10 protein-coding genes and 1 tRNA gene are annotated in these 11,910 nt (G+C 64.3%); all 11 read right to left on the minus strand.

Annotated elements, in window-relative coordinates; all coding sequences use genetic code 11:
* Positions 1-13: 13 nt before the first annotated feature.
* Entirely contained in the window at positions 14-646 is a 633-nt protein-coding gene (locus AAAV21_RS00775; RefSeq protein WP_349106723.1) for a molybdenum cofactor guanylyltransferase, read from the minus strand.
* 154 nt (positions 647-800) lie between these two features.
* Positions 801-897: transfer RNA gene (locus AAAV21_RS00780), tRNA-Sec, on the minus strand.
* A 36-nt stretch (positions 898-933) separates the two neighbouring features.
* Positions 934-2,901: a selenocysteine-specific translation elongation factor gene (selB, locus tag AAAV21_RS00785; RefSeq protein ID WP_349106726.1), complete on the minus strand. Its 1,968-nt coding sequence runs from the start codon at positions 2,899-2,901 to the stop codon at positions 934-936.
* Entirely contained in the window at positions 2,898-4,355 is a 1,458-nt protein-coding gene (gene selA, locus AAAV21_RS00790; protein WP_349106728.1) for an L-seryl-tRNA(Sec) selenium transferase, read from the minus strand. Before selA ends, selB begins: the two co-directional genes overlap by 4 nt.
* A gap of 76 nt (positions 4,356-4,431) precedes the next feature.
* The gene (locus AAAV21_RS00795; protein WP_349106730.1) at positions 4,432-6,549 is read right to left on the minus strand and encodes a molybdopterin-dependent oxidoreductase; all 2,118 of its coding nucleotides are present in this window, start codon (positions 6,547-6,549) and stop codon (positions 4,432-4,434) included.
* A gap of 121 nt (positions 6,550-6,670) precedes the next feature.
* On the minus strand, positions 6,671-7,510 hold the full coding sequence (locus AAAV21_RS00800) for a formate/nitrite transporter family protein (RefSeq protein ID WP_349106732.1): 840 nt from the start codon (positions 7,508-7,510) through the stop codon (positions 6,671-6,673).
* A gap of 39 nt (positions 7,511-7,549) precedes the next feature.
* The gene (gene hycI, locus AAAV21_RS00805) at positions 7,550-8,053 is read right to left on the minus strand and encodes a hydrogenase maturation peptidase HycI (RefSeq protein WP_349106734.1); all 504 of its coding nucleotides are present in this window, start codon (positions 8,051-8,053) and stop codon (positions 7,550-7,552) included.
* On the minus strand, positions 8,053-8,634 hold the full coding sequence (locus tag AAAV21_RS00810) for a formate hydrogenlyase maturation HycH family protein (protein WP_349106737.1): 582 nt from the start codon (positions 8,632-8,634) through the stop codon (positions 8,053-8,055). The genes hycI and AAAV21_RS00810 overlap by 1 nt, the downstream gene beginning before the upstream one ends.
* Positions 8,635-9,417, minus strand: coding sequence for an NADH-quinone oxidoreductase subunit B family protein (locus AAAV21_RS00815; protein ID WP_349106739.1), 783 nt, complete (start codon positions 9,415-9,417; stop codon positions 8,635-8,637).
* A 2-nt stretch (positions 9,418-9,419) separates the two neighbouring features.
* On the minus strand, positions 9,420-10,136 hold the full coding sequence (locus AAAV21_RS00820; protein WP_117746390.1) for a formate hydrogenlyase complex iron-sulfur subunit: 717 nt from the start codon (positions 10,134-10,136) through the stop codon (positions 9,420-9,422).
* Between the two features lies 1 nt (position 10,137).
* A complete protein-coding gene (locus AAAV21_RS00825; protein WP_022095197.1) occupies positions 10,138-11,910 on the minus strand; it encodes a hydrogenase large subunit in 1,773 nt (590 codons plus the stop codon).

Raw genomic sequence — 11,910 nt, forward strand, 5'->3', positions numbered from 1 at the left:
CAACTCCAATCGTCTAGGCGAGTAACTCGGCCGCCGCAAACTCCTCGGGCGTATTGACGTTTTCGAAGCAGAGCGTCGAGCCTGCGACCTCGACAATCTGGGGCTCATCCAGATAGCCGGCATGGACCCGGTCAATCAAACAGCGGATGCGTTGGCGGTCCTGGTCGAGCAACTCACGGGCAACCGGCGCACACGCGTCACGGCGCCAGACAGCGCAAAGCGGCTCAATCCCCCGCTCCTCGCGCGGGACGCACACATCGAGCGGGCCTTCCTTGACCCGATCCGAAAGCGCGCCGATCAGTTCTGGTGAGACGAACGGCATATCGCAGGCGACGATCGCCGCGAGGGGCAACCGAGCGGCAGCCAGCGAGCTCGCGATGCCACGCATGGCACCCGCCGACCCTTCAAGGTCCGCCACCACACGCGGCACCAGGCCGCCAAACGCGCGCTCCTCAAGATAGGTAAGCTCGCTGGGGCGCGAAGTCGTCACGACCAACTCGCCGGCAACTGGCGCCAGCCGGCCCAGCACGCGTTCGATGAGCGGCTCGCCGCAAAACAACATCCGTGCCTTGTCGCAACCCATGCGCGATGACAACCCGCCCGCCTGGACGACACAAGAAAGATCGGCTCGTCTTACGGTAGTCATACGGCAAACCACCCCCATCGGCATGCTCGAAACCCGGTGCACGAAGCTAAACACAGCCGCCGAAATATCGGCGCTACGAAAAGCTCGTGCAAAAACAAAACAGCGCCTTTGCGGCACGCAGCAAGACCGCGAGCACAAAAGCGCTGGTAGCGTATGGCGGGAACGTATGTGAATCGAACACATCCAAGACGTTTTGCACGCCTCGCAACGGTTTTGAGGACCGCGGAGCCCACCGGAGCCCATCCGTTCCCAAGTGCGGCGGTATTTTACCAAACCGAGCAGCCAATCTAGCGCAGGGAGCGCAGGCCGCCGGCCTCCTTGTCGAGCACCGTGAAGCGCACGGCATCCAGGTGCTCCAAGATGCTGATGGCACGCTTGCGCGACACACCCAGGGCCTCGCGCAACACACTCGTGGTGGCAGCGCCACCGGCTGCCTCAATGGCAACGGCAACAAGCTCGCGCGCATGGACTTCCGAGATAGCAGACAGGGCAACGTCGCGCTCGACCTTCACGATGGAACGGTTGAGCGAAAGCTCGCGCAGGGCACGCGTCATGGTGTCGCGATCGAGCTTCAACTGCTCGCCAACCTCGGGCAGCGTCGGCGCATCGAGGCCGGCTTCGTCCAGCAAGGCAACGATACGTTCGCAGGCCTCATGCACTACACGTGCGGCAGCGGCGGCCGAATGCGGGTCGAACACCTCAGCGCCCTCGGCGGCGCACACGCCACGCGAGCAGCCCTCGGAAATCAGGGCTGCGGCAACATTATCGTCAGCGGTAGGCCACGCAGCATGGGCAACGGCGCCGGGCGTAAAGCCCGTCTCCTTGGGAGCCGCCGCGTGCATGGCTGACAGAGTCGCCGCCAGTGCATCCATCGCGGCGTCGAGCACCACGGCGTCCGCCAAGAGGTCCACATCACCCACGGCAAGCTTGCGAACGGAGACCTGCGACACCAAACCGCGCAGTGCGGCATCGACCTTGCCGACACCAAGATCCAAAGCCTCGGCAACATCAACCGCCGTAACCGGCAGCGTCTGCAGCGCCAGCCAAGCGCCCACACCGCCCGCGATATCGCCGGACTCGAGCGCCGCATACAGCGCACGCTCCCCTTCAGCAAGCTCGCGCGAGCGACGGCAGCGCGAAAGCAGCACGCGCCCGCCGCCAATGAGCATCACGGGCGAAAATGACAGCACCACGGCATGGTCCCCGGCACGTAGCGGCAACGAGTTTTCCAAGCGCACCTGAACGATACGGGTCTCGCCCACCGCCATGGGGGCTTCGCCCTCCATGAGCATGATGCGACCGACGACCTCGGCCGTGCCGGCCATCACATGCACACGCGCGCCCGACTCGAGCACGCGCGGCTTGGCGCCCTCGCGGCCCAGGTAGGTGAACGTCATCATAAAGCGCAACGTCTGACCAAAGCGGTCCGCCACGCCCAGCATCTCGCCACGGTCAAGCGCCGCGACACCGTCACCAACCAGGTTGAGCGCCACACGCTGACCAGGCAGCGCGCGCGGCGTATCGCCATGCACCTGGATCCCGCGCACGCGACAGACCGTACGCGACGGCAGGGCGACGAGCTCGTCGCCCACCGCAACCGGCGCATCGTGCAGCGTTCCCGTCACGACGGTGCCGACGCCCTTGATCGTAAAGCAGCGGTCGATAGGCAGACGCGGTGCGGCATCGGTGAGCTCGGCACGGGCACGACAGGAATCCCAGCAAGCGGCAACCTGCTCGTCAAGCGCAGTCAGCAGGTCATCGATTCCCGCGCCGGTCTTGGACGACACGGGGACAATCGACGCGTCCGCAAACACGGTACCCGACAAAAAGTCATCGACATCGAGCTCGGCAAGCTCGGTCATCTCGTTATCGGCCAAGTCGCACATCGTCAGCGCGACGACCATATGCGTGACGCCCAGCAGCTCCAGCACGTGCACGTGCTCGCGGGTCTGCGGCATCACGCCCTCGACGGCCGAAACCACCAGCACGGCAACGTCGATGCCCGTGGCGCCCTGCACCATGGCGCGCAGGTAATGCGCGTGGCCCGGCACGTCGACCAGGCCGACGATCTTGCCGCTCGGCAGCGCCAGATCGCCAAAGCCCAGCTCCACGGTCATACCGCGACGGCGCTCGACCTCCAGACGGTCGGGATTCTTGCCGGTCAGTGCCTCGATCAGTGCGGACTTACCGTGGTCAACGTGACCCGTCGTGCCAACGATAACGGGACACTCCACCAGCGTTTGAACCTCACTCATCGAGCAATCGCCTTCTCAACGCACGCGACGAGCGTCGATGCCGCCGTCTCGATATCGCGGTCACCCACGAGTGTGCGCACGTCAAACAGGACGCGATCGTGCGAGGCGCGCGTGACGACCGGCGTGTCGAGATCTTGGACGAGCGAGCGCTTGAGTGCGTCAACGGAAAGACGCTCATCGACGAGGCGCACGGCAACGCACATGGTGGGCAGCTCGACGGTAGGCAGCGAGCCGCCGCCGGGAGTCGACGACTCCTCGACGATCTCCACCTGAACGGCGCACGGGCAACCGGCCTTATCGAGCCCGTCGACCATCCGATCGCGCAGCTTGCGTGCGCGACGCTCCAGATGAGCCTGCGGAAGCGTGAGCATGTTGAGCACCGGCACCTCACGATGGGCCACATCCGCCCCGTCCATGTAGATACGCAGCGTGGCCTCGAGCGCCGACAGAGCCAGTTTGCCCGGGCGCAGGGCGCGCATAAGCGGATGTGACCCACAGGCCTGGACCAGATTGCGACGGCCCATGATAATGCCCGCCTGCGCGGCGCCCAGCAGCTTATCACCCGAGCACGACACGATATCGAGCCCCGACGCCACCGAAGTGGGTGTAGTCTCCTCGCCGCCACGAACCAGGATGTCGTCGGGCAGGAGCGCGCCCGACCCCTGGTCCTCGTAGAACAGCAGACCATGCTTGTGGGCCAGGGCGGCAAGCTCCCGAGAGCCCACCTCCTCGTGAAAGCCCTCGATGCGATAGTTGGAAGGATGGACCTTCAGGATCATGGCCGTTTCGGGCGTAATGGCGCGCTCGTAGTCGCCCAAATGCGTGCGGTTGGTGGCGCCGACCTCGACGAGTTTGGCGCCCGAGGCCGCCATGACATCGGGGATGCGGAAGCTGCCGCCAATCTCGACAAGCTCGCCGCGGCTGACAATGACCTCCTTGCCTGCGGCATGGGTCGCCAGCACCAGCAGCACGGCGGCCGCGTTATTGTTAACGACCAGCGCGTCCTCGGCACCGGTAAGCGAGCGGATCAGCTGCGCGGCATGCTCCTTGCGCGACCCACGCGAGCAGGTGTCCACACTGTACTCGAGCGTGCTGTAGCCGCGCGCGACCTCGGCCACGGCCTTGGCAGCTGACTCCGCGAGCGGGGCTCGACCCAGATTGGTATGGATAACGACACCCGTGGCGTTGACGGCAGGACGCAGACTCGGCAGTGCTGATCGATGCGCACGCCACTCGATCGCCGAGGCCAGGTCGCGCTTAGAGCGCGGGGCGGCACCGGCGCGAATGGCGGCGCGCTCCTCGTCGAGCTCCGCCGTGACGGCGGCATGAACCACCGCGTCGCAGGTCTCCCCCGCCGCCTTCACTACCGGCCACTCGGCAAGCAGCTCGTTGACGGAAGGGATAGCGCGCAGGCGGGCGCGCACCTCATCGGACATGTTCTGGCTATCGCTCATGTGCGGCCTTTCAAAACCAAAGGTGAATCAATCGTTCGAACGTCAAACTATCAGCCAATTCGATCGGCTGAGTCAATCAATCGCTATTATCCTCGTGCGCCGTGATCTTTTCCACGCGAACGGCGTTTTCCTGGGTGAGCGCGGCGCCCGTCAACGGGTCCCAACGCAACGGTGTATGGTCGAGCGGGCCGACGCCCAAGGCTTGAGCGTCACCGGCATCGGCGCCAAACGAACGTCCGCCGGGGGCGGCCGACGTAAAGATACATGCCGGATGCAGATACGGCGTCGCCTCTACGCGCACGCGGTCGCGGCCCATATCGCTCACGAGCTCGACGATCTCGCCGTCGGCGATGCCCATGTGCTCAGCAGCATCGGCATTCATCTGCACGGCATCCAGATCCGATCCAGCCTCGGCGGCACCTTGGGCCGCAAGCCTGCGCGAGGTGTGCGACTCAAAGGGACGGTTACCGCTAATGAGGCGAAACATCCCCGGGGCAGGCTCCACCATGGGAGCGATCCAGTTGGGTACACGACCCAGACCGGCTCGTTCCCATACGTCACTTGCCAGCGCAATTTTGCCGCGATCCAAGGGAATCGCCGGCTCGCCCGTACGCGACGGCATCGCAACACCCGTGTCGGCCCAGCCGCGCTCCTTGAGCTCGTCCAGATCGATCCCAAAAGGCGCCACCTGGGCAGCTGCCAGATCGTCAGACGTAAACTGGAAGTACTCGCCCACGCCACACGCCTGCGCCAGACCGGCAAAAATCTCCCGACCGGGACGCGTGTCGTCATGCTGCACGGGCAGCACGGCGTTGCGGTAGAACACGCGCGCATCGTTGGCGCCTGTCACCGTTCCCACGCCGCGGTCAACCTCCAGATACGTCAGGTCGGGCAGCACGAAATCAGAAGCACGCGCCGTCTCGGACCAGCGAATATCAATCGTCACGAGCAAGTCGAGCTGCTGCAAAATACTCAACCAAGCCTGTGCATTGCCATAGCCCGCACCGGGGTTACTGGCATAGACGATGAGCCCACGCAAATCGCCGGCAAGAATCGACTGACCGATGGTCGTGCACAGGCCGCGCACCGGATCGACCAGTGGATAGCGCTCGGACCCCAGCTTGGATATGCGCGGCACCGGCGGCGTCGCAAAACGTGCGGGATCAAGGTCGCCCAGCACAAGCGGTGTGGGTGGATTGAGCGCGCCGCCTGCGTGTCCGATGCAGCCCAGCAGCACATCGACCAGACAAATCGCGCGCGCGGTCTGGGTGCTATTGGCATACGCGATACCGATACCACCATGAAAGCCGGCGTCCACCACAGCGGCAGGCGCGGCGGCAGCGAGATCGCGCGCCGTGGCGACAATCTCTGCGGCCGGCACGTCGCACATCGATTCGGCCCACTCGGGTGTCCAAGCACTGGCCGCCTGCGCCAGCTCGTCAAAACCCGTGGTATAGCGGGTCACGAACTCGTGGTCATACAGGTCCTCGGCAATCAAGACATGCGCAATGCCCAACAGCAAGGCCAGGTCGCAGCCCGGGCGCACGCGCAGCCAGCGGTCTGCAAGCGCAGCCGAGCCGCTGCGCCGGGGGTCGACCACGATGATCTTCGCCCCGCGGCGACGGGCATCGTTGAGCGCATCAACGGCCCCCATCGTCGACGAATCGACAATGGAGCGCCCCAGGTACATGATGCAATCGGTATGCGCCAGGTCGGAAGCGGGACTATAGCCCAGGCTGTGCTCCCATCCGGTGAGACGACTTACCTCGCAGGCGCCATCGGCACCGTACACGTTGGGCGAGCCCAGCGCATGCATAAAGCGATACGCCCAGTAGCGGTCGAACGAGGGCACGCCGAGCGTCATGCCCAGCGCACGGGGCCCGCACTCGTCAACAATCCCCAAAAGGCGCTCGGCAATCTGCACGAACGCCTCATCCCACGAAATCGCATCGAACCCCGAGCCATCAGCTCGCCGACGCATGGGGTGCACGATGCGGTCGCGCTCGTCAAACGGCATTGCCAGGCGATGCCGTCCGCGGGCGCACAGGGCACGCGCAGCGCACGGGTGCCCCGGCACCGGCAACTCGGCTACCACACGTCCGTCCTCAACGCGTGCCGCAAAGGCGCAATCGGCATAGCATCCCCCGCATGTGGTCACCACGGCGCGACCGTCACGCTCCACAGCAGATGCCATCTCGATTACCCCTTTCACCAGTCAAACACAACAGGTCAACAGCCCAGCAACGAGCCCAGACCAAAAAAGCCTCCCGCACGGCAACGCCCCGCGGGAGACCTAACGTCAAACAGACGGCACCTTACGCCTCGGACTTCTTGGCGTAGATAAACCAATAGCCGAGCACGACCAGAACCGCACCGCCCACAATGTTGCCCAGCGTGGCAGCGGACAGGTTAAACGCAATGCCCGCAACGTTGAGCGCATCGGCGCCGGCGACCTTGGCACCATAGCCGCATGCATGCATTACGGCACCCATGGGCAAAAAGTACATGTTGGCAACGCAGTGCTCAAAACCGCAGGCCACAAAGGCAGCGATGGGCAGCAGAATGCCCACAACCTTATCGACAACGGTCTTGCCGGCGGTACCGATCCACACGGCCAGGCACACAAAGATGTTGCACAGGATGCCACGGAAGAAGATCGTCACCCAGTCGATCGTCACCTTGCCGGCGGCGACGCTCACCATGGAGTTGGCGACCGCCTCGCCATTGAGCTTGTAAATGCCGGCCATGTACACCAAAAAGACGATGAACAGGGCACCGACAAAGTTACCGACCCATACGACGACCCAAGCCTTGAGCATCTGAGCCAAGGTGATCTTTTTGCTCTTGAGCGCACAGACCATAAGCGAATTACCGGTAAACAGCTCGGCGCCGCATACCAGTACCAGCACCAAGCCCAGGCAAAAGCACAGGCCGCCCACGACGCGCTGAGCACCCCAGCCGAGCGTGCTATCGCTCAAGAACACCGTAAAGAACAGGCCACCGAAGGCGATGAACGCGCCGGCGAACATTGCCAACAGAAAGGCCTTTGCGACCGGCAGGTTGGCCTTAGTCACGCCGGCGGCCTCGGTCTTGGCCTCGATCGCGGCGGGCGCCAGGCAATCGGGAGCGGGGTACTCCACCTTGGAATCTGCCATGTCAATCACTTCTTTCCTAATCAGCAGAGACAAGCGCTCCTATTGCTCTTGCCCCAAGCGGACAAAGTGGGAAAAGTCGTTGGCGGCCACGGCGTCGTACACGGCGTCGACGGCCTCAAAGACTTCCGGGGACATGGGGTTGTAGAACTCCGTGTCGCCCGGCTGAATCCCGACGAAGACGATATCATCGCACGATTGCTCGATTTCCTCGATCAGAATCGACAAAGGAAGCGAATGCGTGGTGAACATCGACTTGCGGGCCACATCGCGTTTGTCGAGCAAACGGATGGACCCGACGGGCAGCGCCATGTCGGCGGCATCGACCAAGACCAGGCGCGGCGGACGCTCGCGCTTGACCTCGATGATGTCGTCCTCGGGCGTCTGACCGCCGTCGATGGTGTACCAGCCGGCGATGGGTGCGTCCTCCATCTTTTTGGAGAGCACGGGGCCGGCGGCATCGTCGGCACGCAGCACGCTTCCCGCCGTGAGCACGATACCCGCAAACGGGGCGCCGTTCACACGTCCATCCACAACGCGACCCATTACTGCAACCTCCCCGTCAGATACACGCCCGACACATCGCGCACGCGCTCAACCAGATCACGGAACTTCATCAGAAACGCGACCTGCTGGGCATGCAGGCCAAAGTCGTCGTCGAACACCGAGATGCCGGCCTTGGCCGACCCGCGAAAACCGCGCTCGTCGAGCAACGCATCGCAGGCCTCGAGCAGCGACGGCACCGCCGCCTTGTCGAGCTGGCACTCGCCAAAGGAGCGGATGGCCTCAAACTTGGTTTTGGCCTCCCCCTCCGGCAGCGCGTCGATAAGCGTATAGAGCACGTTCACCGGCACCGACAGACGCGGCTCAAAGCAGTCGAGCACGCCGGTGTGGTGGCCCACGGCGAGCGTGTAGTACAGCACGTCGCAGGCCTCCTGGGGAACGTCTTCCTCGGTCTCCACAAACTTACGCGTGAGCTCATAGAAGACCACCTGGTCGGGCGCATGGCCCAGGCAGGGGTCGGCGACGCCCTCGGCAGCCTCGTCGCTTGCGCGCGAGGCATCGCCAAAAGAGCCTCCGAGCATGCCGGGGCCCGCAAAGTAACCAGAGCGGTCCGTGAGCTCCATCTAGCGACCTCCGGCCAGCACCAGATCCTGCAGCGCCGAGTACACCTCGACGCGGCGCGGATCGTCCTGCTTGTCGATGAGCAGCGCCATGGCACCGCGGATATCGCCCTTGGGCGCACCCTCGAGCGTATCCATAAACTCATTGGCCAGGTCGCGGCCGTAACGGTAACCGCTCATGGCGCGAGCTTCGCGCTCGATGGCAACACGCAGCTTGTACGGCACGCCGGGGTGCAGGATATCGGCCTGCTCGCCGGTAGCCTCGACCGTGGTCTCGGCATGGAGCTTTTGGTCCAGCAGACCGAGCGCCATGGCAAAGCCGTAGACGGTCTGCGCGGGGCTGGGCGGGCAGCCGGGGATGTAGACATCGACCGGCAGAATCTTGTCCGTGCCGCCCCAGACGCAGTAGTTGTCGTAGAAGATGCCGCCGGTGCAGCCGCACGCGCCATAGGACACCACGATCTTGGGATCGGGTGCGGCCTCAAAGGCGCGCAGGGCCGGCATGCGCATGGCACGCGTCACGGCGCCGGTGTACAGCAGCACATCGGCGTGGCGGGGCGAGGGCACGACCTTGATGCCAAAGCGCTCGACGTCGAAGACGGGCGTGATGGAACCGAAGATCTCGATCTCGCAGCCGTTGCAGCCGCCGCAGTCGACACGGTAGACGTACACCGAGCGCTTGATCTTCTTAAGAAGGGTCGCCTTGGCCTTCTCGATGCTCTCGTCGAGCTCGATCTTGGTCGGGCGGTACTGAAGCCGCTCGGGCAAAAGCGTGGGTTCGGCCATGGTTACTCCTCCTTCGTTTCAAAATCCATGATGATGCCCTCGACCGGCGCAGGACCGGCGGGAATCTCGGGCGCATCGGGGTTGAGCTCGCGGTCGATATACTCCGGGTTCACGCCGTGGCCGCCCAGATACTCCATGCCGGGGCCCTGGGGCTCACCGGACGCAAGCGTCTCGTTGGCAGCCATGCCGTGCGCGTTGCCGGTCTTTACGGCCGAGGCGGCGCGAAGGGCGTCGAGCTCGCGCTTGCACTCCTGGCACATGCCGACGGTACGGGCGGCCTGGATGGCCTCCATGCCGCCGGCCTTTTGCAGCAGGCGCTTGGCGTAGTCGATCTCCTTGTGCGGGGCAAACGGCTTGCCGCAACGCGAGCAGTGCTCGAGCGTGTAGACGCTCTTGCTGGTAAGGTCGTCTTTGCTCATGACGGCCAGCTCAAACTCCTCGGTGAGCTTGATGGCCTCCATGGGGCAGGCTTCCTCGCAGCGGCCGCAAAAGATGCAGCGACCGTAGTCGATCGACCAGGTGATGGTATCGGCCGCAAGGTCGGTGTCCATGCGAATGGCATCGGCCGGGCACGCCACGCCGCAGGCACCGCAGGCGATGCAGAGCTCCGCGTTGTGCTCGGGCTTGCCGCGCATGTCCTTGTTGGTGGGAAACGGCGCAAACGGGTACTTGACCGTCGCGTCGCCGGCCTTGGCGTTGACCTTCCAAAGCTTAAGCATATTAGAGCGCCTCCTCATCGAGCGGAGCGGCCATGGTGCCCTCGCCCGCAAGCGGCGACTTGTCGCGCCAGACGTTCTCGAACTGCTCCTTGTCGAGCACGTGGTCGCGCTTGGCGGCGACATCGGTCACCGTCACGCGGTCGGTGCAGGAGTAGCACGGGTCGAGCGAGCCGACGATCAGCGCCGCGTCGCCCACGGTGTTGCCGCGGAACATGTAGCGCAGGACCGGCCAGTTGCTGTACGTGGCGGCCTTGGCGCGCCAGCGGTAGCACTTCTGGTTGTTGCCGAGCATGGCCCAGTGCACGTCCTCGCCGCGCGGCGCCTCGGTGGCACCGATGGCGTACTTGTGCGGGGTGTACTCCCAATCCGTGGTGAGGATGGGGCCCGACGGGCAGTTTTCGAGCATGGTCTCGATCATGTCGATCGAATCGTAGACCTCCTGGATGCGAACGGCGGTACGGCCGAAGGCGTCGCAGGTGTCGGCCGTGGCGGCGTGCATCTTTTGGACGTCCGGATCGGCGTAGCCGTCGAAAGGATGGTCAAAACGCACGTCGCGGGCATAGCCCGAGCCACGCATAAGCGGGCCGACCGGCGAGAAGTCGCGTGCGATCTTGCGGTCCAAGATGCCGATGCCACTCGTACGCTCAATAAAGTTGGGCGTGGAGAGCAAGACGTCGACGAGTTCCTGAACCTCGGAGCGCAGCTGGTGGATGGTCGTGAGCGTGGAAAGCTTCTGCTCGGCCAAAATGTCGCGACGCACACCGCCGATCACGTTGAGACCGTAGGTCTTACGGTGACCGGAGAGCTTCTCGGCCAGGTCCATGGACTTCTCGCGGACGCGGAAGAACTGCTGGAAGCCGGAGTCGAAGCCCGTGTAGTGCGATGCGAGACCAATGTTGAGCAGATGCGAGTGCAGGCGCTCGACCTCGAGCATGATAGCGCGGATGTACTGGGCGCGCGGCGGGACATGAATGCCCTGGGCGCGCTCGACGGCCTCGGCATAGGCCACCGAGTGGGCGCAGCCGCAGATGCCGCAGATGCGGTCGGCGAGGAACGTCACGGCGTCATAGTTCAGGCGCGTCTCGGCGACCTTCTCCATACCGCGGTGCACGTAGAACAGACGGTAGTCGGCGTCGACGATCGTCTCGCCCTCGACGAACAGGCGGAAGTGGCCGGGCTCGTCGGAGGTAATGTGCAACGGGCCCATGGGGACGAGTGTGGTCTCCTTGCCCTTGGTATCGGCCAAGAACTCGTAGTTTTCCATGTCGCTCGCGGGAGCGGGACGGAAGCGGTAGTCCATGGAGTCCTTGCGCAGCGGGTACAGGCCGCTGGGCCAGTCATCGGGAAGCACCAGGCGACGACGATCGGGCAGGCCCTCGGGAATCAGGCCGAACATGTCGCGAAGCTCGCGCTCGCCCCACACGCAGGCGGGGACGAACGGCGTCACGGACGGGAACGTCATCTTGGCGGGATCGACCTCGGTGCGCACGGTCACCCAGCCGGGGTCCTCCCCCTCCATGGAGATGACGTAGTACACGGCGTAACGGCCGCACAGACTGCGCTCATCGTTGCCGATGATCACGGGAATCCAACCGTAGCGCTCGTAATACAGGTAGTGGACGGCCTCGGGCAGCTTGTCCTGCTTGACGGTAATCGTCAGCTGGTCCTCGCACTGCCACTCGACCTTCTCGATGCAGCCCGGAACGGCGCGGCGCAGGGCCTCGACATGGCTCTCGCAGCGACGGGCATACACCTTGTTCTCAGTTTCAATCAT

It is taken from the genome of Collinsella sp. CLA-AA-H302, assembly GCF_040093305.1.
Lineage (GTDB): Bacteria > Actinomycetota > Coriobacteriia > Coriobacteriales > Coriobacteriaceae > Collinsella.

What these genes read in the sequence shown, in the direction of transcription:
- AAAV21_RS00820 (WP_117746390.1), bottom strand. Translation starts at nt 10,136, where the DNA reads ATGCTTAAGCTTTGGAAGGTCAACGCCAAGGCCGGCGACGCGACGGTC.
- AAAV21_RS00795 (WP_349106730.1), bottom strand. Translation starts at nt 6,549, where the DNA reads ATGGCATCTGCTGTGGAGCGTGACGGTCGCGCCGTGGTGACCACATGC.
- hycI (WP_349106734.1), bottom strand. Translation starts at nt 8,053, where the DNA reads ATGGGTCGCGTTGTGGATGGACGTGTGAACGGCGCCCCGTTTGCGGGT.
- selB (WP_349106726.1), bottom strand. Translation starts at nt 2,901, where the DNA reads ATGAGTGAGGTTCAAACGCTGGTGGAGTGTCCCGTTATCGTTGGCACG.
- AAAV21_RS00800 (WP_349106732.1), bottom strand. Translation starts at nt 7,510, where the DNA reads ATGGCAGATTCCAAGGTGGAGTACCCCGCTCCCGATTGCCTGGCGCCC.
- selA (WP_349106728.1), bottom strand. Translation starts at nt 4,355, where the DNA reads ATGAGCGATAGCCAGAACATGTCCGATGAGGTGCGCGCCCGCCTGCGC.
- AAAV21_RS00775 (WP_349106723.1), bottom strand. Translation starts at nt 646, where the DNA reads ATGACTACCGTAAGACGAGCCGATCTTTCTTGTGTCGTCCAGGCGGGC.
- AAAV21_RS00810 (WP_349106737.1), bottom strand. Translation starts at nt 8,634, where the DNA reads ATGGAGCTCACGGACCGCTCTGGTTACTTTGCGGGCCCCGGCATGCTC.
- AAAV21_RS00825 (WP_022095197.1), bottom strand. Translation starts at nt 11,910, where the DNA reads ATGATTGAAACTGAGAACAAGGTGTATGCCCGTCGCTGCGAGAGCCAT.
- AAAV21_RS00815 (WP_349106739.1), bottom strand. Translation starts at nt 9,417, where the DNA reads ATGGCCGAACCCACGCTTTTGCCCGAGCGGCTTCAGTACCGCCCGACC.